19 protein-coding genes and 1 pseudogene are annotated in these 20,652 nt (G+C 66.1%); 8 read left to right on the top strand and 12 right to left on the bottom strand.

Annotated features, from left to right (window positions below; all coding sequences use genetic code 11):
- A pseudogene (locus tag ACE5C1_RS12170) lies at positions 1–237 on the bottom strand (MFS transporter); the annotation flags it as partial.
- A gap of 134 nt (positions 238–371) precedes the next feature.
- Between ACE5C1_RS12170 and pdhA the strand changes: the two are divergent.
- Together pdhA and ACE5C1_RS12180 are read left to right on the top strand one after the other, a co-directional pair.
- Positions 372–1,433: a pyruvate dehydrogenase (acetyl-transferring) E1 component subunit alpha gene (pdhA, locus tag ACE5C1_RS12175; protein ID WP_374944345.1), complete on the top strand. Its 1,062-nt coding sequence runs from the start codon at positions 372–374 to the stop codon at positions 1,431–1,433.
- Positions 1,433–2,857, top strand: coding sequence for a pyruvate dehydrogenase complex E1 component subunit beta (locus ACE5C1_RS12180; RefSeq protein ID WP_374944346.1), 1,425 nt, complete (start codon positions 1,433–1,435; stop codon positions 2,855–2,857). Before pdhA ends, ACE5C1_RS12180 begins: the two co-directional genes overlap by 1 nt.
- 37 nt (positions 2,858–2,894) lie before the next feature.
- Here the strand turns inward: ACE5C1_RS12180 and ACE5C1_RS12185 are convergent, their stop codons facing one another.
- The 3 genes from ACE5C1_RS12185 to ACE5C1_RS12195 all read right to left on the bottom strand — a co-directional run bounded on the left by ACE5C1_RS12185 (position 2,895) and on the right by ACE5C1_RS12195 (position 5,427).
- Complete coding sequence (locus tag ACE5C1_RS12185; protein WP_374944386.1) at positions 2,895–4,247, bottom strand: pilus assembly protein TadG-related protein; 1,353 nt, start codon at positions 4,245–4,247, stop codon at positions 2,895–2,897.
- Between the two features lie 98 nt (positions 4,248–4,345).
- Complete coding sequence (locus ACE5C1_RS12190) at positions 4,346–4,825, bottom strand: TadE/TadG family type IV pilus assembly protein (protein ID WP_374944347.1); 480 nt, start codon at positions 4,823–4,825, stop codon at positions 4,346–4,348.
- A gap of 44 nt (positions 4,826–4,869) precedes the next feature.
- Positions 4,870–5,427: a TadE/TadG family type IV pilus assembly protein gene (locus ACE5C1_RS12195; RefSeq protein ID WP_374944348.1), complete on the bottom strand. Its 558-nt coding sequence runs from the start codon at positions 5,425–5,427 to the stop codon at positions 4,870–4,872.
- Between the two features lie 78 nt (positions 5,428–5,505).
- On the opposite strand from ACE5C1_RS12195, the gene ACE5C1_RS12200 reads away from it, so the two are divergent.
- Together ACE5C1_RS12200 and ACE5C1_RS12205 are read left to right on the top strand one after the other, a co-directional pair.
- Positions 5,506–6,141, top strand: a complete 636-nt coding sequence (locus ACE5C1_RS12200) for a squalene/phytoene synthase family protein (RefSeq protein WP_374944349.1) — start codon at positions 5,506–5,508, stop codon at positions 6,139–6,141.
- 52 nt (positions 6,142–6,193) lie between these two features.
- A complete protein-coding gene (locus ACE5C1_RS12205) occupies positions 6,194–6,652 on the top strand; it encodes an EF-hand domain-containing protein (RefSeq protein ID WP_374944350.1) in 459 nt (152 codons plus the stop codon).
- Positions 6,653–6,721: 69 nt separating this feature from the next.
- Here ACE5C1_RS12205 and trmFO read toward each other — a convergent pair whose 3' ends face one another.
- Both trmFO and ACE5C1_RS12215 read right to left on the bottom strand, forming a co-directional pair.
- Positions 6,722–8,104: a methylenetetrahydrofolate--tRNA-(uracil(54)-C(5))-methyltransferase (FADH(2)-oxidizing) TrmFO gene (gene trmFO / locus ACE5C1_RS12210; protein ID WP_374944351.1), complete on the bottom strand. Its 1,383-nt coding sequence runs from the start codon at positions 8,102–8,104 to the stop codon at positions 6,722–6,724.
- Between the two features lie 285 nt (positions 8,105–8,389).
- Positions 8,390–10,063, bottom strand: coding sequence for a DNA methyltransferase (locus ACE5C1_RS12215; RefSeq protein ID WP_374944352.1), 1,674 nt, complete (start codon positions 10,061–10,063; stop codon positions 8,390–8,392).
- 314 nt (positions 10,064–10,377) lie between these two features.
- Here ACE5C1_RS12215 and ACE5C1_RS12220 point away from each other — a divergent pair, with 314 nt between their 5' ends.
- A complete protein-coding gene (locus ACE5C1_RS12220; RefSeq protein WP_374944353.1) occupies positions 10,378–10,779 on the top strand; it encodes a GFA family protein in 402 nt (133 codons plus the stop codon).
- Positions 10,780–10,935: 156 nt separating this feature from the next.
- Positions 10,936–11,367 (top strand): DUF488 family protein, encoded by a 432-nt coding sequence (locus ACE5C1_RS12225; RefSeq protein ID WP_374944354.1) that lies wholly within the window; start codon positions 10,936–10,938, stop codon positions 11,365–11,367.
- A 145-nt stretch (positions 11,368–11,512) separates the two neighbouring features.
- Here ACE5C1_RS12225 and ACE5C1_RS12230 read toward each other — a convergent pair whose 3' ends face one another.
- The 5 genes from ACE5C1_RS12230 to yaaA form a co-directional block, all read right to left on the bottom strand.
- A complete protein-coding gene (locus ACE5C1_RS12230) occupies positions 11,513–11,779 on the bottom strand; it encodes a hypothetical protein (RefSeq protein ID WP_374944355.1) in 267 nt (88 codons plus the stop codon).
- Between the two features lie 32 nt (positions 11,780–11,811).
- Positions 11,812–12,174, bottom strand: a complete 363-nt coding sequence (locus tag ACE5C1_RS12235; protein ID WP_374944356.1) for a DUF952 domain-containing protein — start codon at positions 12,172–12,174, stop codon at positions 11,812–11,814.
- The gene (gyrA, locus tag ACE5C1_RS12240) at positions 12,171–14,975 is read right to left on the bottom strand and encodes a DNA gyrase subunit A (RefSeq protein WP_374944357.1); all 2,805 of its coding nucleotides are present in this window, start codon (positions 14,973–14,975) and stop codon (positions 12,171–12,173) included. Before gyrA ends, ACE5C1_RS12235 begins: the two co-directional genes overlap by 4 nt.
- Before the next feature lie 81 nt (positions 14,976–15,056).
- On the bottom strand, positions 15,057–15,743 hold the full coding sequence (locus tag ACE5C1_RS12245) for an SDR family NAD(P)-dependent oxidoreductase (protein WP_374944358.1): 687 nt from the start codon (positions 15,741–15,743) through the stop codon (positions 15,057–15,059).
- Positions 15,740–16,489 carry a peroxide stress protein YaaA gene (gene yaaA, locus ACE5C1_RS12250; RefSeq protein ID WP_374944359.1) on the bottom strand — a complete coding sequence of 250 codons (750 nt, stop codon included), beginning with the start codon at positions 16,487–16,489 and terminating at the stop codon, positions 15,740–15,742. Before yaaA ends, ACE5C1_RS12245 begins: the two co-directional genes overlap by 4 nt.
- Before the next feature lie 151 nt (positions 16,490–16,640).
- Here yaaA and ACE5C1_RS12255 point away from each other — a divergent pair, with 151 nt between their 5' ends.
- Positions 16,641–17,960, top strand: coding sequence for a hypothetical protein (locus ACE5C1_RS12255; protein ID WP_374944360.1), 1,320 nt, complete (start codon positions 16,641–16,643; stop codon positions 17,958–17,960).
- Between the two features lie 317 nt (positions 17,961–18,277).
- Here the strand turns inward: ACE5C1_RS12255 and ACE5C1_RS12260 are convergent, their stop codons facing one another.
- Positions 18,278–18,745: an Lrp/AsnC family transcriptional regulator gene (locus tag ACE5C1_RS12260; protein WP_374944361.1), complete on the bottom strand. Its 468-nt coding sequence runs from the start codon at positions 18,743–18,745 to the stop codon at positions 18,278–18,280.
- An 89-nt stretch (positions 18,746–18,834) separates the two neighbouring features.
- Here ACE5C1_RS12260 and ACE5C1_RS12265 point away from each other — a divergent pair, with 89 nt between their 5' ends.
- Positions 18,835–20,652 (top strand): sensor histidine kinase, encoded by a 1,818-nt coding sequence (locus ACE5C1_RS12265; protein WP_374944362.1) that lies wholly within the window; start codon positions 18,835–18,837, stop codon positions 20,650–20,652.

The raw sequence follows: 20,652 nt of genomic DNA on the forward strand, positions 1-20,652 counted from the left end.
ATCGACGCTGTCGGCAACCAGGCCGACGATCGGTGTCAACAGGAACAAGGGCACGAACTGCGCCGCACCGATCATGCCCAGGAGGAACGCCGCCTCGCGAATGTCCATCGTCTCGCGGGCAAGACCATAGACTTGCCAGCCGATGACGATCCCCTGCGCACTGACCGCGATCGTTCCGGCCAGCCGCGACAGCCAATAGGCGCGAAAGTTCGGAATGCGGAACGGGTGGGTCGCCATAGGGCGCCCGCCTTAGGCTGCGGCGTGCGGGCAGGGCAACCGCGCCGTTGCTGACTCGCGGGGCGATTGAAGTTTGCGCGCGACCGGGACTATACACACGGGCAGCCCCCTCCCCGGATACGAGGTTCCCACACGTGGCAAAAGCCCCCGCGCCCGCGTCAAGCGAGCCCCCCCCCTATCTTCCCAACCTGCCCAATCGCGAACGCCCTGCCGAACCGCAGCCGTTCGCGGCCACCAAGGATCAGCTGCTCGACTTCTACAAGCAAATGCTGCTGATTCGCCGGTTCGAGGAGAAGGCCGGGCAGCTGTACGGGCTGGGGTTCATCGGCGGCTTCTGCCACCTGTATATCGGGCAGGAAGCGGTCGCGGTCGGGCTCCAGTCGGCGCTGGACAACGACAAGGATTCGGTGATCACCGGGTACCGCGACCACGGCCATATGCTCGCCTATGGCATCGACCCCAAGCTGATCATGGCGGAGCTGACCGGGCGCGCCGCGGGCATCTCGAAGGGCAAGGGCGGGTCGATGCACATGTTCTCGACCGAGCACAAATTCTACGGCGGGCACGGCATCGTCGGGGCGCAGGTGTCGCTCGGCACCGGGCTCGCGTTCGGCCACAAGTACACGGGCGACGGCGGCGTGTGCCTGGCCTATTTCGGCGACGGCGCCGCGAACCAGGGTCAGGTTTACGAGAGCTTCAACATGGCCGAGCTGTGGAAGCTCCCCATCATCTTCGTCATCGAGAACAACCAATATGCGATGGGCACGAGCGTCAATCGCGCCAGCGCCGAGGACCAGCTGTACCGCCGCGGCGAAAGCTTTCGCATTCCGGGCATCCAAGTCGACGGCATGGACGTGCTCGCCTGTCGCGGCGCTGCCGAGACCGCGCTCGACTGGGTGCGCGCGGGCAAGGGGCCGGTGATCCTTGAGATGAAGACCTATCGCTACCGGGGTCACTCGATGAGCGATCCGGCCAAATACCGCAGCCGCGACGAGGTGCAGGCGGTGCGCGACAAGTCCGACCCGATCGAGCACGTCAAGAAATTGCTGGAGGAGCAAGGCGTGTCCGCGGACGAGTTCAAGTCGGTCGAGCAGGCGATCCGCAAGCAGGTGAACGAGGCGGCCGACTTTGCCGAGCAGACGCCCGAGCCGGAAGCGGCCGAACTGTATACCGACGTGCTGGTGGAGCGTTACTGATGGCGATCGAGATCAAGATGCCCGCGCTGTCGCCGACGATGGAAGAAGGCACGCTCGCCAAGTGGCTGGTCAAGGAGGGCGATGCGGTCAAGTCGGGCGACATCATGGCCGAGATCGAAACCGACAAGGCGACCATGGAGTTCGAGGCCGTCGACGAGGGAACGATCGGCAAGATCCTGATCGCCGAGGGCACGGATAATGTAAAGGTCGGCGCGGTGATCGCGACGCTGGTCGAAGAGGGCGAGAGCGCCGACTCGCTGCCCGCGGAGCCGCGGTCGGGCGAGGACGCCAACGCTCAGCCGAAAGAGGAGCAGCCCGCAGACAAGGCGCCGCCGCAGCCCGAGAGCAACGTACCCCATCAGGTCGAGACGGGCGCGCGTCAGCTGTTCGATGCCGCCGAACACGAGGGCGCCGCCGACCCGGAGGTCCCCGCGGGCACGGAGATGGTCAAGACCACCGTTCGCGAAGCCTTGCGCGACGCAATGGCGGAGGAGATGCGTGCCGACGACCGCGTGTTCGTAATGGGCGAGGAGGTCGCGCAATATCAGGGCGCGTACAAGGTGACGCAGGGGCTGCTCGACGAGTTCGGCGAGCGCAGGGTGATCGACACGCCGATTACCGAATACGGCTTTGCGGGAGTCGGCACGGGCGCGGCGATGGGGGGCCTCAAACCGATCGTCGAATTCATGACCTTCAACTTCGCGATGCAGGCGATCGACCACATCGTCAATTCGGCCGCCAAGACGAACTACATGTCGGGCGGCCAGATGCGCTGCCCGATGGTATTCCGCGGCCCCAATGGCGCGGCGTCGCGGGTCGGCGCGCAGCATTCGCAGAATTACGGACCGTGGTATGCGTCAGTTCCCGGGCTGATCGTGATCGCGCCATATGACGCGGCGGACGCCAAGGGGCTGCTCAAGGCCGCGATCCGCAGCGACGACCCGGTCGTGTTCCTCGAGAACGAGCTGATGTACGGACGCAGCTTCGATGTGCCGAAGATCGACGATTGGGTGCTGCCGATCGGCAAGGCGCGGGTCGTCAGGCCCGGCAAGGACGTGACGATCGTCACCTATTCGATCGGCGTCGGCGTATCGCTGGAAGCCGCCGAGCAATTGGCAAGCGAGGGAATCGACGTCGAGGTGATCGATCTGCGTACGCTGCGTCCGCTCGACACTAGGACGGTGCTCGCGTCACTCAAGAAGACCAACCGCATGGTCGTGGTCGAGGAGGGCTGGGCAACCTGCGGCATCGCGTCGGAGATCGTCGCGATTGTGATGGAGCACGGCTTCGACGACCTCGACGCGCCGGTCCTGCGCGTCGCCAACGAGGATGTGCCGCTACCTTATGCAGCCAATCTCGAGAAGTTGGCGCTGATCGACGCCGCCAAGGTGGTCGGGGCGGTGAAGAAGGTCTGCTATCGCTGAGATTGCATCGCCTCGCTGGTGAGCGAGGCGATGCACATCATTGTATGATATGCGCGTTGGAGACCGACGCCAGAAAGAGCTTGTTGAGCGCTGCCGAGATGTCACCATCGGTGGTGACCTTGTACATCAGCCCCGGCGACGCGCATGACGTCAGTGCAGGCTCGATTAACGGTATACGGTTGAGAATGTTTCCTCTTGAGGCTTGGATCGACCAGTCATCGCCGGTCACCGCGTCGGTGAGGTACTCGGTATAGAGAATGGCGATGCGAATCCCGCGCGATTTCACCGTCTGGCACAAGGCGGTGTCGATCGCCACTTCGGGTTTGCTGCCGGGACGGCTTTCGTCTCGCATGCCGTCGGTTATCACGAACAAGATCTTTTGTGGCGGGTCGCCGGCGGCCTTGGTGCCGTTACCAGGATTGGGCATGATGGCGTTGATACGCGTGAACGCATCACTCGTCGCTGTGTCCGTATCGTCGTTGGTGTAATCCTTGGTCGGCTTGCCGTTGCTGTAATAAAGCGACGTTGAAGCGCTGTTGGCAGCCGTTCCGACAAGCGACAGTGTGGGCGTCAAGTCTTGCAGTTTCCTGAATACGTTGTTGGCACGCGCGTCCGCTGCCGCAAACGAGTATAGGGCTGCTTGGTACGTCGCGTTGTTGTTGTTCGCCGTCGTTCTCGCGAGAGTCATCATGTTGGATACCGCTGTCTTCGCCTCGTCTACGCGCAACGGGATGCCGAAGGAGGTCGCCACGCCGTAGTAATCGCGCAGATTGTTGCTGGCGTCACGAGCGGTGGCATCGTTGGTCGAGTGGCACGCGAAGGCGCAACCACCGGTCTTGCTGCGCAACAGCGTGATGCCGGCGGACGTCGACGGGAACGCCATGGACCCTGACGTGTCCAGCATGACGAAGAAGTCGATGTTCGGCGCCGTCTTGGCGTTGGTTGTCGACGTACCGCCGATCGCAATGGACGATTGTGCAAGCAGGTTGCCGAAGATGTTCTCCGACCGCGCATCATAGCTGATGTTGACGACGCGGCTCAGTCCGACTGCGTTGTTGTCGGTGACCGTCACCCTGATCGTTCCATCATATCCCGTAAAAGTCGTACCGTTATCCGACAATCCGAAGCCTGAAGCGGCGCATGGATTGAAGATGACTCGGTTCACCGTAGCGCCGGAACATTGGGTGACACCGGCTTGGGCGTACCACATGTTAGCAACAGCCTGGGCCGACTCAAGCCGGGTTTTGGACAGCATCTGCGGCGTCACACCTGCCAGTGCCGCTGCGTCCGTCACCGCGTTCAGCCGTGTCTGCGTACGCGCCGCGCGCGCGTAGTCGATGGTCATGCCCGTCGCGAACGTGATCGGCAGCAACGCGAAGCCAAAGATCATCAGCACGTTGCCGCGCCGATCGCTTCGAAGGCGCTGCCCTAGAGGGGCAAAACGATGAAGGGGCGACACCATGACCGAAAACCTCGTGGAAGATTGCATCAATTATAAGCAACGAATGCCGAGCTGCGCGGCGACATGTAGAGGGTTTGCGTCAGCGGGATCGTGCCGATGAAAGTCGGTGCGATGCGGGGGACATAGGTGTAGGTGATCTCGCTGAAGATATAGTATTTGCCGGGCTGCCGCAGTCCCGCCGGAAGGGTGACCGCGGTGCCATCGGCGTACTCGGCGCCGTTAAGTGCCCGACTCCAGCTGACGGTCGCTCGATTGAACGCGTCGACCTGGATTTGGCTTATCCTCAGCACTGCGCTCGATGGCGAATAGGGTGCCATCACCTGTCGCGAAGCGTTGAGAATTTCATCGGCCTGCGCGTCGGTGATGACGGTGTTCTGCGTCGTCAGGTCGGCGAGCGTACGCACGGTGCTACCGACTTTGCGATACGCGGAAATGGCATCCATCAATTGAAACCCTCCGACGAACAGCAGGACCAGAAAGGGCAACACGCAGGCGAATTCGATCAAGGCCGTTCCGCGGCGGTCCGTCGCAATCTGGGCAGTCGGTCCTGTCATGACCCGTAGGGCTCCGTCTTGAACACCGACGTGGAGATGAGCAGCCGCTTTCCCGTGGACATTGTCGTCAGGTCGAAGCCGAGCGGCCCCTTGCTCACGTTCCATACGTACATGATCCGCGCGACCGTGATCTGGCCGGGCACGCCGGGCTGGTATGTCCAGTTGTTCGTGATATTGCCGCTGGCGTCATAGGTAAGCGTCGGCACGCCGGTATTCGCAGACGAGAAGTTGGAGGCAACCTGAACGTCGACGATGAGATTGGCGCAATCCATGAAGGCGGGCAGCTTGGAACACGCAAGCGATTTGAACTGCGCCTTGGTCATGCTGCTCGATTGGGCGGCACCGGTGAGCAACTGGCGAACCGACTTTTCGGCGGTCGTCTCCAAATTCTGCTGTGCGAAGAAGACGAGACTGGTTTGCAGAGCGGCCATGATCAAGGCAATCAGCGGTCCGGCGACGAAGGCGAATTCGATCAGAGCCGCCCCGCGCCGGTCACGACCTAGCCTTGCCACGAGGCGGGTGAGGCGAGCCTCGAGGAAGGTCTTGATGGACATGGCGTAATCCCCGATGTGCGAGCTCGTCGCACAGCCAAGGTTAAGATTTCGACAATGTCCCGAGGGAAACAAGCGGCGGTGGTGAGTAGGGCCGATCCGGAACGGGCGTTGGCGCTCAGCTATGCCCCCGCCGATGCGCGCGCCGGCATGGCCGCGCTGCTGGCGCTCGACGACGCACTTGCCGCGATCCTGAGGACGACGCGTGAGCCGATGGTCGGGCAGATGCGGTTGACATGGTGGTATGAGGCGCTGGGCGCGCTCGACGAGCGGCCGTCGCCTGCCAATCCGGTCTTGCAGGCGCTCGCCGTGCATGTGCTGCCGCATGTCTCGGGCAAGACGCTGGCGGCGATGGTGGATGGGTGGGAGGCGTTGCTCGACGAGCCGCTCGATACCGCGGCGATGGAGCGTTTCGCGGAGGCGCGCGGCGGCGGACTGTTCGGCGCGGCGGGCGCGGTGCTGGGGGTCGTGCGAGCGGGGCTGGAGGAGGCCGGGGCAGGGTGGGCGCTGGCGGACCTGGCGGCGAACCTTGGCGATCCTGGCGGTGCCGCGACGGCGCGTGCGCTGGCCGCGCCGCGACTGGCGCGGGCGATGCGGGGGCGGTGGCCGGTGCGGGCTCGGGCGCTGGGTGCGCTCGTGCTGCTGGCGCGGCCGGGGACGCCGGGGTCGCCCGCACGGGTCGCGCGGCTCTTGTGGCACCGGGCGACGGGGCTCTAGCGGTGCCGCCATCGACGCGTTAGCCTTGGCTCGGGCAAATGGGGAGACGGCGATGTGGCGGTATCTGGTGGGGGCGGTGGCGGCGCTGATGCTGGCTGGGGCGGGGATGCTGCTGTTCGGCGCGCGGGCACGGACCGACACCGTGCTGCCGGCCGCCTCCACGGCACTGGCGCAGGTCGGGCAGGACGGCGAGGCGCTGCCGGCGACGATGCCGGAGGCGTCGGCGAAGACGCGTGAGGAGAAGCGCTTCGGGCGGTACGACAAGGACCGCGACGGCAAGATCACGCGCGACGAATACCTGGTGTCGCGGCGCAAGGCTTACGCCAAGCTCGACGTGGATCACGATGGCAAGCTGTCGTTCGACGAATGGTCGGCCAAGACGCTGGGCAAGTTCGCCACCGCGGACCGCGACAAATCGGGGGCGATGTCGGCGGGCGAGTTCGCGACCACCGCGGTCGTGCGCAAGACCAAGGCGGTGGTGAAGTGCCCGCCGGTCGAGGCGGAGAGTTAGAGCGAAGCGGTCGAGTAGATCGCTGATTTCCCGTCCGCCCTGAGTGAAGTCGAAGGGCATCGCCCGGCGCTATGTGCTTCGACTTCGCTCAGCACGAACGGGGTCTGGATCTAGCCATCCCGCCAGAGCGGCGCGGGCGCGGTCGGTGTACATCTTCTTGCGGTCGGCCTTCTTGGTGCGGCCCGCGATGGGTGGGAAGAGGCCGAAGTTGACGTTCATCGGCTGGTAGGTGTCAGCTATCGCGGCGCCGGTGATGTGAGTCAGCAAGGCGCCGAGCGCGGTTTCGACCGGGGGTGGGGCGAGGGTCTGACCGGACAGCTCGGCGGCGGCGAACCTACCTGCGAGCAGGCCGATGGCGGCGCTCTCGACATAGCCTTCGCACCCCGTAATCTGGCCGGCGAAGCGGATGGTGGGCTTCGATTTGAGCCGCAGCGTCGGGTCGAGCAGCTCGGGCGAGCGGATGAAGGTGTTGCGGTGGAGCCCGCCCAGACGCGCGAATTCGGCGTTCCGGAGGCCCGGAATGGTGCGGAAGATGCGGACCTGTTCGGCGTGCTTCAGCTTGGTCTGGAAGCCGACGATGTTCCACAGCGTGGCGGTCGCATTGTCCTGGCGGAGCTGGACGACGGCGTGGGGCCAGCGGCCTGTCTTCGGGTTGTCGAGGCCGACGGGCTTCATCGGGCCGTAGCGCAGGGTGTCGAAGCCGCGTTCGGCCATCACCTCGACGGGCATGCAGCCGTCGAAATAGGGGACGTTCTCCCACTCGCGATATTCGGTCTTCTCGCCGTCGATCAGCGCCTGGTGAAAGACGGCATACTCGTCCTTGGTCATCGGGCAGTTGATGTAGTCCGCTTCCCCTTTGTCCCAGCGTGAGGCGCGCCAGCAGATGTCCATGTCGATGCTGTCGTGGTGGACGATTGGGGCGATGGCGTCGAAGAAGGCGAGCGCGTCGGCGCCGGTGGCTTCGCCGATCCCGGCCGCGAGTGCGGGGGCGGTGAGGGGGCCGGTGGCGATGATCGCGTGGCCGTCGGGGAGCGTGTCGACGCGCTCGCGGACGAGGGCGATGTTCGGGTGTGCTTCTATCCTTGCCGTCACGGCGGCCGAGAAGCCGTCGCGGTCAACCGCGAGCGCGGAGCCTGCGGGGACGCGGTGAATGTCGCCCTGCGCCAGGATCAGCGAACTTAGCGCGCGCATTTCCTGGTGGAGCAGGCCGACCGCGTTGCTGTCGCCGTCGTCGGAGCGGAAGCTGTTCGAGCAGACGAGTTCGGCGCAGTCGGTGGTGTGGTGGGCGGGGGTTGCTTCACCGCTGCCGCGCATTTCGGAGAGGCGGACCTTGTAACCGGCTTCGGCGAGTTGCCAGGCGGCTTCGGAGCCGGCGAGGCCTGCGCCGATGATGTGGATGTCGTGAGCCCGTGATTCGCTCGGAAGGTCACGAAGGTAACGGCCATTCGGCAATTTCGTTACTCACACTTGGTACACAGTTGCGCGGTGTGTCGGCTGCGACGGGCGATTGATTGCCGCCTATGTCATATGGGTCGGTTGTAGGACAGTCCTTCGGTCGCGAACCCTTCAAGTTGAATCGGATAGGTTCTCAAATCCTCCCCCGGAGGGGGAGGGGGACCAGCCGCAGGCTGGTGGAGGGGGGCTGGTCGCAAGCGCCTCGCCCGCGGAAGGCCCCCTCCACCACCGCCTTCGGCGGCGGTCCCCCTCCCCCGATGGGGGAGGATTTGAAGACACCATTCAAATCAGCCCGATCTGGCGGTCGTCGGCCGCGTGGGCCGCCGCGGATTTCACCGCGTCGGCGCGGGCCATCGGCAGGTCGAGGCGGTCGCCGCGGAGGATTTCGGCGATGGTGATCACCTGCAGCCGGTCGTCCTCGCGGTTGAGCATTGGGTGCTTGTACTTGCCCGCGGCGGCGATCTCGTCGCGCATCGCCTTGGTCGGCAGGTCCATCGTTATCAGGAAGCCGAAGTCGGCCTTCTCGCGCAGCCGGTCGCTGTTGAGCGTGGCCAGTGTCGCGCGGTTCGACCCACCCGATTTGACCTGGAAGATCGCCTTTCCATTCGTGTCCTTGTCGATCAGGAAATAGGCGATGCCGTCGATCCCGGCGTCGGCGCCCTTCTTTTCGTTGATCCGCGCCTGGTTGCGCGAATAGGTGAGGACCGCCCATTTCTCGAACTCTTTCCGGGTCTTGTCGTCCTTGCGGTTCGCCAGCGCGACCGCGGAGGCAAGGTCGCGGGGGACGCCGTCGAGGAGGATGCCCGCCTCGATCGCGGGCCAGTCGGCGGGATATTTGTCCTCCAGCCGTTTGAGGATCAGCGAGATCGACTGATAGGTGATGTCGATGCCGATCCAGTTGCGGTTCAGCCGCTGTGCGACCGCGACGGTGGTGCCGCAGCCGCAATAGGCGTCGAGGATGGTATCGCCTTCGTTCGAGGAGGCCTTGATGATGCGTTCGAGGAGGGCTTCGGGTTTTTGGGTGGGGTAGCCGAGGCGTTCGGCGCTCGCTGCTTGCAAGGGTGGCAAATCGACCCAAACATCCGCCAGTTTCCTGCCGTCCTGCTCCGCCAGATAATGCTTTCGAGCAATCCGACCGGACATTGTTCTTGGGAACGCCAGACGACCTTCTGAGTCCAGCTGCTCCATTAATTCACGATTGACCCTCCAACCTTTATCAGGTGGTGGATAGCCCTTATACTCGTAAGTCAGATTGGGGCGTGGATTAGGACTGTCGAGTGGCGCAAGTCTGTATTTACCCTTGCCATCTCCGTCATCCAACGTGAAACGACCTAGGTAAGCTGCATCCTTACCTGCATAAATCGACTTCATCTGAGCAAGTTGAGACTTCGTATAGTAGAAAATTACGTCATGTACGGCACCAAACTTGTTCTTGGCGTCGCCTTTAGCTGCGGTTCGCTGCCAGATAAGTTGATTGCGAAAATCGCCGCCCTGTCCGCAAAATACCGCGTCAAGTACGAGTTTCAGGTAATGCGAGGCGGTCTGATCGCAGTGGAGGTAGAAGCTGCCGGTCGGTTTGAGGACGCGGTGAATTTCGACGATTCTGAGCGTCATGTGGACGAGATAGGCGAGCAGGCTGCCGTGTTTCAGCACCTTCGACAGCCCGCGGATCAGCTCCACGGTCTGTTCGGTCCAGCGCACCCCCGATACGTCGCCGCTCAGCCGTTCGATATCGAGGATGTAGGCGAGGCCGCTCTCCGCCTCGTCGCCCCATTCCCAGGTGTCGACGAACGCCTGCGCCTGCGCCCGGTCCTCGCCGCCCTGGTTGTTGTAGATCTGGAAATAGTTGCGCTTCGAATTGAACGGCGGGTCGATGTAGCAGAGGTCGACGCTGGCGCTGGCGATCTTGCGGCGCAGGACGTCGAGGTTGTCTCCGTAGAACAGCTTGCCGGTCATTTTCGCGCGATCTCCCTTGCGGGCAGGCATGGCGGGAAGCGAGGCGGGTGGCAACGCCTGCCTTGTTCCTCCCGGTACGGGGAGGGGGACCGTTCGCGTTCTTCACGCGAATGGTGGAGGGGCAGCCCCAAGCAGTGCAGCCTGTGGAAGTGAGCAGGTTGAACGTGCCCCGCACGTTCAAGAATCGCCTGGGAGGCGATCCGACCTGCTCACTCCCCTCCACCTTGCCTGCGGCATGGTCCCCCTCCCCGTGCCGGGGAGGAAAACAGGCGTTCCGGCTTGCCGCGACGGACCTCCGCGCTCTACGCTGCGGGATGACCGTTCGAACAGCGACCTGCCGGTGCGGCCAATTGCGGGTCACGTGCACGGGCGAGCCCGTCCGCGTATCGGTGTGCCATTGCCTGGAGTGCCAGAAGCGCAGCGGGAGCGCGTTCGCGGTGCAGGCGCGCTGGCCGGACGAGCGGGTTCGGGTGACCGGGGCGTTCAGGGAATGGGCGTCGCGGGCGGGGGACAGCGGGATGCTCGCCACCTTCCGCTTCTGCCCCGAGTGTGGCGCGACGGTCGCCTATGCCAGCGAGGGGATGCCGGGCTTTACCGCTGTTGCGGTCGGCGCGTTCGCGGACCCGGGTTTTCCGCCGCCTGTTTTTTCGGTGTATGAGGGGCGGAAGCATGATTGGGTGGCGGTGACGGGTGATGCGATCGAGCGTTGGGATTGAGGCGTTGTCCAGCCGGTCTCGACACCTCGTCGCCCCGGCCCCTTCGGCGCCGCTCGCGGCGTCGCTCGGGACAGGCTTGAGCCGGGGCCCCGCTTCTCGTCATTCAGCGCCTGGAAGAAGAAGCGGGACCCCGGGTCAAGCCCGGGGTGACGAAGGATGAAAGTCTACACGATCGGCTATGAAGGCGCGACCAGCGCCGATTTCGTCGCGGCGCTGACAACGGCGGGCGTTGAGCGTGTCATCGACGTACGGGCGTTGCCGCTGTCGCGGCGGCCGGGGTTTTCGAAGACGCCGCTCGCGGGCGCGTTGAAAGAAGCCGGGATCGACTATGTGCATTTGAAGGCGCTGGGGACGCCCAAGCCGGGGCGTGATGCGGCGAAGAAGGGGGATTTGGCGACCTTGCGCGCGGTGTATGACGCGCAACTGGAGCTGCCCGAGGCACAGGTGGCGGCGGCGAAGATGCTGGCGCTGGCGGCGGAGATGCCGAGCGCGCTGGTGTGTTACGAGCGGGACCCTTGCCATTGCCACCGGACGTTGTTGCTGGCGGCGGTGGGGGAGGGGATCGAGGTGGTGGATTTGTTTGTTTGACTCTCGATACCTCCTTGGAACGGGGAGGGGGACCATGCGCAGCATGGTGGAGGGGCAGTTCCGCAGGCTGCACTGCTTGGGGCTGCCCCACCACCACGCGCTTCGCGCGCGGTCCCCCTCCCCGTTCCGGGGAGGTATAGCACAGTCAGGCCTCCTGTTTCGCCGCTTTGCGCTTCTTGCGCGGTTTGGGCTTGGCGCTGGTGCCGAACGCGTAGAACAGGCCGCCCGCGATCGCGGCCAGGCCGATGCCGGCGGCGATGCCGATCACCGTCGGGACCGATACCGTCGCCGGTTCGGGCTTGCGCGCGACGTGGGGGTCGCCGGGGGGCGGGGCGTCGTGCTTCGCGTGCGGCGGTTCGTGGAGGGGGTAGGGCGACTGGTTGCCGGCGGGGATGGGGGGCGTGTGGGTCATGGCCTGAGTAACGGGTGATGCGCGGTTAGGTTTCAGCCCGCGACCGGCAGCTTCACCTTGCCGTCCGCATCGCGCTCCAGCGGGCCGTAGGCGATCGCCGTTTCCAGCAGCAGCGGACCGTAGAGGTGCGGGAACAGCTGGCCGCCGCGCGACTCTTCCCATTTGAGCGAGTCGCCGAACGCGCCGAGGTCGACCGCGACGAGGTGGAGGTCGCTTTGCCCGGCGAAGTGCTTGTCGACGGTCTCGGTCAGCTGCGCGGCGGTGGACAGATGGATGTAGCCGTCCGCCAGGTCGACCGGCGCACCCGCGAAGGTGCCGTCGCGTTCGAGCGCCGCCATCTGATCGGCGGTCAGCACCTTGTAGGCGGTATTTGGGTAGGCGGTCGTCTCGCTCATTCTTCGTCGTCCTCGGGCGTCTCGTCGACGCGCTCGTCCATCGTCCGCGGGCCGGTGCCGTCGTCGAGCGTCAGCTGGTCCTCCGCTGCGGCGGGGGCGCCGAGGTCGTCGGCGATCATCGCCTCGGCATCGTTCTCCGGCGTCTCGTCCTCGTCGACGCGGGCGGCGGAGACGACGTGCTCGTTATCGGCGACGTCGAACAGCTTGACGCCTTGCGTGTTGCGCCCGGTGACGCGGGTGTCGCCGACCGACATGCGGATCAGCTTGGCCTGATCGGTGACCAGCATCACCTGCTGCCCCGAATGCGCGGCGAAGCTGGCCAGCACCGCGCCGTTGCGATCGGAGGAGACGATGTTGGTGATCCCCTGCCCGCCGCGGTTGGTGCGGCGGTATTCGAACGCGGAGGTGCGCTTGCCATAGCCGTTGGCGGTGACGGTGAGGATGAATTCCTCCGCCGTCTCGAATTCGGCCATGCGTGTCGGCGAGAGCGTGACGTCGCGTTCGCCTTCCTTCCAAGGGGCGGCGCGCAGGTAGGCTTCGCGCTCCTCGGTGGTGGTCGCGAAGCCGCCGAGGATCGACAGCGAGATGACCGCGTCGTCCTTGGCCAGGTTGATGCCGCGGACGCCGGTGGAGGTGCGGCTCTGGAATTCGCGGACGTCGGTGGCGGCGAAGCGGATCGCCTTGCCGGCGCGGGTGGCGAGCAGGACGTCGTCGGATTCGGTCAGCAACGCGACGCCGATGAGGCGGTCGTTGGCGTCGTCGTCGCCTTCCTCGGTGGCGAAGCGCATCGCGATCTTGCCGGCGCGCGGGATATTGGCGAAGGCATCCATGCTGTTGCGCCGCACGGTGCCGTTGGCAGTGGCGAACATGACGTGGAGGTCCCCCCAGCGCGCCTCGTCCTCGGGCAACGGCAGGACGGTGGAGATCGTCTCGCCGGGCCCCAGCGGCAGGAGGTTGACCATCGGCCGGCCGCGGGTGGCGGGGCCGCCCTCGGGCAGGCGCCAGACCTTCATCCGGTACACCTTGCCGGTGGTCGAGAAGAACAGCACCGGTGTGTGCGTCGAGGTGACGAACAGGCTGGTGACCGCGTCCTCGTCCTTGGTTGCCATGCCGGAGCGGCCCTTGCCGCCGCGGCGCTGCGCGCGGAAGGCGTCGAGGGGCGTCCGCTTGATATAGCCCTGGACCGTGACAGTGACGACCATGTCCTCGCGCTCGATCAGATCCTCGTCGTCGATACCCTCGGCGGCAGCCTGGATTTCGGAGCGGCGCGGGGTGGCGAAGGCGTCGCGGACCGCGATGAGTTCGCCGCGCATGATCTCGTACAGCTTGGCGCGGTTGGCGAGGATTTCGAGCAGCTCGGCGATCGAATCGGCCAGTGCCTTCAGCTCGTCGCCGATCTCGTCGCGGCCGAGCGCGGTGAGGCGGTGGAGGCGCAGGTCGAGGATCGCGCGGACCTGGATCTCGGACAGGCGATAGGTGTCGCCGGTGACCTCGGCCTCGACCGCCTCGACCAGGCGGATGTAGGATGCGATCTCGGCGATCGGCCATTCGCGCGCGCTGAGCTTGGCGCGCGCCTCGGCGGGGCTGGACGAGCCGCGGATGATGCGGACGACCTCGTCCAGGTTGGTGACCGCGATGACCAGCCCGAGCAGGATGTGGGCGCGCTCGCGTGCCTTGGCGAGTTCGAACTTCGACCGCCGGGTAATGACGATCTCGCGGAACTGGACGAATGCCTGGATGATGTCGCGCAGGTTGAGCAGCTCGGGCCGGCCGCCGCGGATCGCGAGCATGTTGGCCGGGAAGCTCGATTGCGCGGGGGTGTGGCGCCACAATTGGTTGAGGACGACCTCTACCGTGGCGTCGCGCTTCAGCTCGATGACGATGCGGACGCCCTGGCGGTTCGATTCGTCGCGGATGTCGGAGATGCCCTCGATCCGCTTGTCCTTGGCGGCTTCGGCGATGCGTTCGACCAGCGCGTTCTTGCCCTGCTGGTACGGGATTTCGGTGAGGATGATCGACTGCTTGTCGCCGCGTGCGGTTTCTACGACGTGGCGCGAGCGGACGATGATCGATCCGCGCCCGGTCTCGTAGGCGGAGCGCGCGCCGGCGCGGCCGAGGATGATGCCGCCGTTGGGAAAATCGGGGCCGGGAACGATCTCGAACAGCTCGGCGACCGTGATCGCGCCATTGTCCATATAGGCGAGGCACGCGTTGACGACCTCGCCGAGGTTGTGCGGCGGGATGTTGGTCGCCATGCCGACCGCGATGCCGCCGGCGCCGTTGACGAGCAGGTTGGGGAATTGCGCGGGCAGCACCGATGGCTCGCGCTCGGAGCCGTCGTAATTGGGGACGAAGTCGACGGTGTCCTTGTCGAGATCGTCGAGCAGGCTGTTGGCGACCTTGGCGAGGCGCGCCTCGGTGTAGCGCATCGCGGCGGGCGGATCGGGGTCCATTGATCCGAAATTGCCCTGGCCGTCGATCAGCGGCACGCGCATCGACCAGTCCTGCGCCATGCGGGCCAGCGCGTCGTAGATCGCGCTGTCGCCGTGCGGGTGGTACTTACCCATCACGTCGCCGACGATGCGCGCGGACTTGCGGTACGGGCGACCGGCGACGAAGCCGCTCTCCGACGCCGAATAGAGGATGCGGCGGTGGACGGGCTTCAGGCCGTCGCGCACGTCGGGCAGCGCGCGCGAGACGATGACCGACATGGCATAGTCGAGATAGCTCGACTTCATCTCGTCGACGATCGAGATGGTCGAGATCGGGGACGGGTCGGCGAGCAGGGTCTCGTCGGTCAAGTTTCAGGCGCTTTCGGGTTTGTGACGGTTCGCGGACGGTCTAGCCGAGGCCTTGGCAAAAGTCACGCGCGGGCGGGCGCGTCAGGGGGCGACTTCGGTGCCGTCCCAGGCGAAAATGCGGCCGCTGTCGGGGGGCCTCAGACCGTCGAGGACGTCGAGCAGCTGCACCGCGGCGCGGCCTGCGTCGAACAGGCGGCCGGGCTGGACACCCGCCTGGAACGGCTTCGACAGCGCGGTGTCGACGGTGCCGGGATGCAGCGCCACGACGATGCCGCGATCGTTGCGGCGCTTGTCCTCGATCGCGACCGTGCGGACGAACTGGTTGAGCGCGGCCTTGGACGCACGATAGCCGTACCAGCCGCCCTGGCGATTGTCGGCGATGCTGCCGACGCGGGCCGACAGCGCGGCAAAGACGGTGCGCTCGCCGCGCGGCATCAGCAGCAGCAGGTGTTTGGCGACCAGCGCGGGGCCGATCGCGTTGACCGCGAAATTGCGCGCGAGCCATGCCGGGTCGAGGTCGCGCAACGCCTTTTCGGGGCCGCGCTCGCCATCGTGGAGCAGCCCGGTCGCGACGATCACGAGTGTCGGCGGCGAGCCCCTGGCGATGTGCGCGGCAGCGGCTGCGATCGTGGCTTCATCTTCCAGGTCGATGTGTAGGTCGCCGGTGAAGGACCGTGCAAAGCCGAGGACAGCAATGCCCTCGGCGGCGATGGCCTCCGCCAGTGCCGCACCGATCCCACCGGAGGCTCCTATCACGACCGCGGTCATGGGCGAACGAAACGCCAGCGGTCCGCGTCGCTTTCGCTTGCATCATAGGCGTAGCCGTCGGTGTCGAAGCCGCGCAGGTCGTCGGCGCGGTCGATGCGGTGCTCGACCATCCAGCGCGCCATCATGCCGCGCGCCTTCTTGGCGTGGAAGCTGACGAAACGCTGCTGTGGGCCTTCGCGGAAATCGATGGCGATCACCCGCACGTCAGCGGGCAGGCGCCCGTCGACCGCGGCCCAGTATTCCTGGCTGGCAAGATTGACGATCGTGCCCGATCCTTCGGTCGCGACATCGCCCGCGAGCAGGGTGGCGATACGGTCGCCCCACCAGTCGGTCAGCTTGTGCCGCCGCGGTGCCCAGCGGGTGCCCATCTCCAGCCGGTAGGGGCGCATCGCGTCGAGGGGACGGAGCAGGCCATACAGCCCCGAGAGCATGCGCAGGTGATCCTGCGCGTAGTCGACGGCCTCGGGCTCCAGCGTGTACGCGTCCAGCCCGGTGTAGACGTCGCCTGCGAACGCGAAAAGGGCAGGCCGCGTGGGTGCGTGCGGGAAGGCACGAAAGCGATCGGCGTTGAGCTTGGCCAGCGCCGGGCTGATCGTCATCAACGCGGCCAGCTTCTTCTGCGTCAGGTGCGCCGCGGCCGCCGCCAGGATCGCAGCCTGCTCCTCGAACCGCGGTGCGGTGGGTGCGACGGCGGGCAAGCGGCTCTCGTAGTCGAGCGTCTTGGCGGGGGAGAGCACGGCAATCATCGCGCCTGGCGTTAGCCGCGCAACCTTGCGCGTTCAATCGACGTTCAGTGGCGGAGCGCCAGCGCTGCATTGCTTGAACGCGGGCCCAGCCGCCGGTAGATGGTCAACGACTGCGGGGCACGAGCCAGCCCCCACGAGGAGAGTTTTTCGCATGAAGACCCGGATGGAGACGATATCCCGACTCGCGCTGGCCGCAGTTCTGGCGACCGGCCTCGGCAGCACCGCGCTTGTCGCGCCTGCGGTCGCGCAGAAGAACAAGAAGGACGACAAGGCAGCGGGCGGCGGGCTGAAGCTGACGCCGGCAGTCCAGAAGCCCGCGGCCGAGGCGCAAAAGGCGATGCAGGCCAATGACATGGCCACCGCCGAGACGCAGCTGGCGGCGGTCGAAGCCGCTGCCGCGGCATCGACCAGCGACGACGACAAATACGTGGCCGCAGCGCTGCGTTACGATTTCGAGACGTCCAAGATGCGGGCCGCGCTGACCGCCAATCCCAACGCGCCGATCGACCAGAGCGTGCTCGGCAAGCCGCTCGACGTGCTGATCGCCAATCCCAAGACGCCTGCCGAGACGCGTCCGCAATACGTCTTCCGCCGCGGTACGCTGGCGTTCAACGCGCGCCAATACCCACAAGCGATCCAGTATTTCGAGCAGGCGCGCCAGCTCGGCTACAAGGACCCCGACCTCGACCTGCAGATCGCCAAGGCGAAGCTGGAGGGGACCGACGTGAAGGGTGGGCTTGCCGACCTGAATACCGTCATCGAGAAGCAGACCGCAGCCGGGCAGAAGCCGCCGGAATCCTTTTATCGTTATGGCATCCAGAAAGCCAACGCGGCCAAGATGGGGCCGGAAACGGTTGTCTGGATTCGCAAGTGGGTCGGCGCCTATCCCACGGCCAAGAACTGGCGCGACGCGATCTTCGTCTACGGGCTCCAGCCGACGTCGGTCGCCAAGCTCGACAACCAGCAGCAGATCGACCTGTTTCGCCTGCTGCGCGCGTCCAAGGCGCTGGCGGACCAGTATGATTACCGCGAATATGCGCAAAAGGTGTACGATCGCGGCCTGCCCGCCGAAGCGCAGAGCGTGCTGGCGGAGGGCTTCGCATCGGGCAAGCTGACCGGTAATGCGGATGCCAAGAGCCTGCAGACGCTCGCCGCCAATGCGCAGCGCAATGAATCGCCGTTGGCGACATTGGCGACCCAGGCCAAGGCGTCGGCCAACGGCAAGCTCGCCGCGCAGACGGGCGACGCCTATCTGGGCCAGGACAAATACGCCGATGCGGCCGGACTGTACCGGGTGGCGTTGCAGAAGGGCGGAGTGAATGCCGACGAGGTCAACACCCGCCTCGGCATAGCGCTCGCGCGATCGGGCGACAAGGCGGGCGCGCAGGCGGCGTTCGCGGCGGTGACGACGGCGCCGCGGGCCGACATTGCCGGCCTGTGGACGACGTGGCTGACGACGCCGAGCGCGTAAGCCTTGTGACGGGATCGTGGGGCAACGGCGCCGTTGCCCCATTGTTCCCCACCAACCTTTACCTAACGCGGTTCGTCGTGCGCGGAGTCGAAGCTCCGAACGACCTATGGGCTTCTATACCCTCCGTTCGTGCTGAGCGCAGTCGAAGCACATTGCTGCGAGCCATGCCCTTCGACTGCCTGCGAAGGCGGACGTTAAGGACAGGCTTCAACTGCGCTCAGGGCGAATGGGTGTTGAGGATGGTCCCATCCGCTTTTGGTCGGTGTGCTTCGACTTCGCTCAGCACGAACGGAAGCGGACGGGCTCCTTTCCACTGGTCACGGATCGCTGACCGGTATACCCGACACCGCCTTGGCCGTCCGGATCGTCAGCGACGTCTTGACGCTGGCCACGTTGGGGGCAGGCGTCAGGTGGGTCGTCAGGATGTCCTGAAAACCCTTCAGATCGGTCGCGACGATCTTCAGGATGAAGTCGATCTCGCCGTTCAGCATGTGGCATTCGCGTACCTCGGGGATCGCGGCGACATAGTGTTCGAACGCGGCGAGATCGTGCTCGGCCTGGCTCTTCAGGCTGACCATGGCAAAGACGGTAATCGGGAAGCCCAGGGTCGCGGCATCGAGTTCGGCATGATAGCCGTGGATCGCGCCCATCTCCTCCAGCGCACGGACGCGGCGCAGGCAGGGCGGCGCGGTCAGGCCGACGCGTTCGGCAAGATCGACGTTCGTCATTCGGCCGTCATCCTGCAGCAGCGACAGGATCTGGCGATCTATACGATCAAGAGCCATGACGCGGCACTCTCCACGGACTTTCCCATACGATTGTCGGACACGGGTGCGACAATAAGATAATTGCGGGTAAACGCAATTGTCCCACAATGCGACGTACCATTTTCGACAGTTCCGCGCGCGACTCCGCTGCGTTAAGAAATTCTTACCGTCTGGCGATCTGCGCCGGGTGCGAGTTCAAGGAATTCTGGCGCGTGCGCTTCGACGACAGCCTGAAGACGGTGCTATCGGCCGAAACCGCGTCGGGTTTCGGCGCGCAATCGGCGTGGCGCCAGCTGGTCGACCTGATCGGCCGCCGCCGCGTCGCGGCCGACGAGCCCGCGATGGCGCGGCTGCGATTGCTGCGCCAGGCGGTGCCGGAATCGGTGCGCGCGGCCAGCGGGCGGACGCTGGCGTTCGCCTCGCCGCCTGCCGCGCTCGTCGGGCTGTTCGGTGAAGATACGCTCGCCATCGGCGCGCCGGTGCTGCGAACCGCGGCGCTGACCGGCGACGAATGGACGACGATCCTGCCGCGGCTGTCGCCCGCTGGCCGATCGGTGCTGCGCCATCGGCGCGACCTGCCCGAGGACGCGAGGCGGGCGCTGGAGACCTTCGGCGCGACCGACTTCGTGCTCGATTACACCGCGCCGGTATCCGCGGCTTCCGCGACTCCCGAGCCGGCAGCGGAACCGGTGCTACCGGCTGCGACACCGCTCAGCGCGACGCCCTTTGTCGCGCTCGGCAAGGTGGCGCTCGGCCTGCCCGTGGTCGCGGAGGCGCTGCGCCGCGCCGAGCCGCCCGCGAACGACGTGCCGCGGTTCGAGATCGCCGATCTGGTCGCGCGCATCGACGCCTTCAATCGCGACCGGGAACGCCCGGCCGAGCAACCCGCCGCCGGATTGCCGGCAGAGGACGGCTTCCGTTTCGAAACCGACGCGAGCGGCACGGTGCGCTGGGTGGAGGGCGTTGCGCGCGCGCCGCTGGTCGGCCTGTGCCTGGCACATGCCGCGCAGCAGGGCGCCGCACAGGTCGACGGCGTCGTCGCAGGCGCCTATCGTCGCCGCTCCGTGTTTCGCGATGCGCGGCTCGCGGTCGGCGGGACGTCGGACGCGGCGGGCGCTTGGCGGCTGTCGGGCGTGCCTGCGTTCGAGCCGGCGACGGGCAAGTTCCTGGGCTATCGAGGCAACGCGCGCCGGCCGCGCGCCGACGAGATCGCGGCGCCGCGCCGGTCGCACGAAGCCGCGGATTCGCTGCGCCAGCTCGTTCACGAATTGCGCACCCCGACCAACGCCATCGCCGGGTTCGCCGAGCTGATCGAGACCGAATTGCTCGGACCGGTGGCGCCGCCGTATCGCGGTCACGCCGCTGCGATCCGCAGCCAGGCGACCGCGCTGATCCAGGCGATCGACGACCTCGACACCGCGGCGCGGATCGAAGGCGATGCGCTGGAGCTGCGCCCGACCGTCGCCGCGCTACGCCCGCTCGTCGAACGCGTGCTCGCCGATCTGCAGCCGCTCGCCGCATTGCGCGGTGCTGTCGTGACTTTCGAACCGGTCGGCGGGTCGCCTGAAATCGCTGCGGACGACCGTGCGACCGAACGCCTCATCGGTCGCCTGCTGGCGGCGCTCGTCTCGGTGGCGGCGCCCGGCGAGCAACTTGTGGTCACGATCGCTGACATGGATGGCGTCGCGCTGCAGATCGATCGCCCGGCCGCGCTGGCAGGAGGGAGCGACGAGGCGTTGCTGTCGATCGACCCGGGCAGCGATGCAGGCGACGGCGCGCCGCTACTCGGCACCGGCTTCGCGCTGCGGCTGGCGACCAATCTGGCGGTTGAACTGGGCGGCAGCCTGGCCATCGGCGCTACCCGCTTGACTTTGCGGCTGCCCGTGGCGGTAGAACGGGAAATGGGGCAGGCCTCGACCAACTGA

It is taken from the genome of Sphingomonas sp., assembly GCF_964263785.1.
Lineage (GTDB): Bacteria > Pseudomonadota > Alphaproteobacteria > Sphingomonadales > Sphingomonadaceae > Sphingomonas.

Excerpts from the sequence above, each read along its gene's own strand:
- ACE5C1_RS12180 (WP_374944346.1), top strand. The coding sequence starts at position 1,433 with ATGGCGATCGAGATCAAGATGCCCGCGCTGTCGCCGACGATGGAAGAA.
- ACE5C1_RS12185 (WP_374944386.1), bottom strand. The coding sequence starts at position 4,247 with ATGATCTTTGGCTTCGCGTTGCTGCCGATCACGTTCGCGACGGGCATG.
- ACE5C1_RS12195 (WP_374944348.1), bottom strand. The coding sequence starts at position 5,427 with ATGTCCATCAAGACCTTCCTCGAGGCTCGCCTCACCCGCCTCGTGGCA.
- ACE5C1_RS12205 (WP_374944350.1), top strand. The coding sequence starts at position 6,194 with ATGTGGCGGTATCTGGTGGGGGCGGTGGCGGCGCTGATGCTGGCTGGG.
- ACE5C1_RS12215 (WP_374944352.1), bottom strand. The coding sequence starts at position 10,063 with ATGACCGGCAAGCTGTTCTACGGAGACAACCTCGACGTCCTGCGCCGC.
- ACE5C1_RS12220 (WP_374944353.1), top strand. The coding sequence starts at position 10,378 with ATGACCGTTCGAACAGCGACCTGCCGGTGCGGCCAATTGCGGGTCACG.
- ACE5C1_RS12225 (WP_374944354.1), top strand. The coding sequence starts at position 10,936 with ATGAAAGTCTACACGATCGGCTATGAAGGCGCGACCAGCGCCGATTTC.
- ACE5C1_RS12230 (WP_374944355.1), bottom strand. The coding sequence starts at position 11,779 with ATGACCCACACGCCCCCCATCCCCGCCGGCAACCAGTCGCCCTACCCC.
- ACE5C1_RS12235 (WP_374944356.1), bottom strand. The coding sequence starts at position 12,174 with ATGAGCGAGACGACCGCCTACCCAAATACCGCCTACAAGGTGCTGACC.
- ACE5C1_RS12245 (WP_374944358.1), bottom strand. The coding sequence starts at position 15,743 with ATGACCGCGGTCGTGATAGGAGCCTCCGGTGGGATCGGTGCGGCACTG.
- yaaA (WP_374944359.1), bottom strand. The coding sequence starts at position 16,489 with ATGATTGCCGTGCTCTCCCCCGCCAAGACGCTCGACTACGAGAGCCGC.
- ACE5C1_RS12255 (WP_374944360.1), top strand. The coding sequence starts at position 16,641 with ATGAAGACCCGGATGGAGACGATATCCCGACTCGCGCTGGCCGCAGTT.
- ACE5C1_RS12260 (WP_374944361.1), bottom strand. The coding sequence starts at position 18,745 with ATGGCTCTTGATCGTATAGATCGCCAGATCCTGTCGCTGCTGCAGGAT.
- ACE5C1_RS12265 (WP_374944362.1), top strand. The coding sequence starts at position 18,835 with ATGCGACGTACCATTTTCGACAGTTCCGCGCGCGACTCCGCTGCGTTA.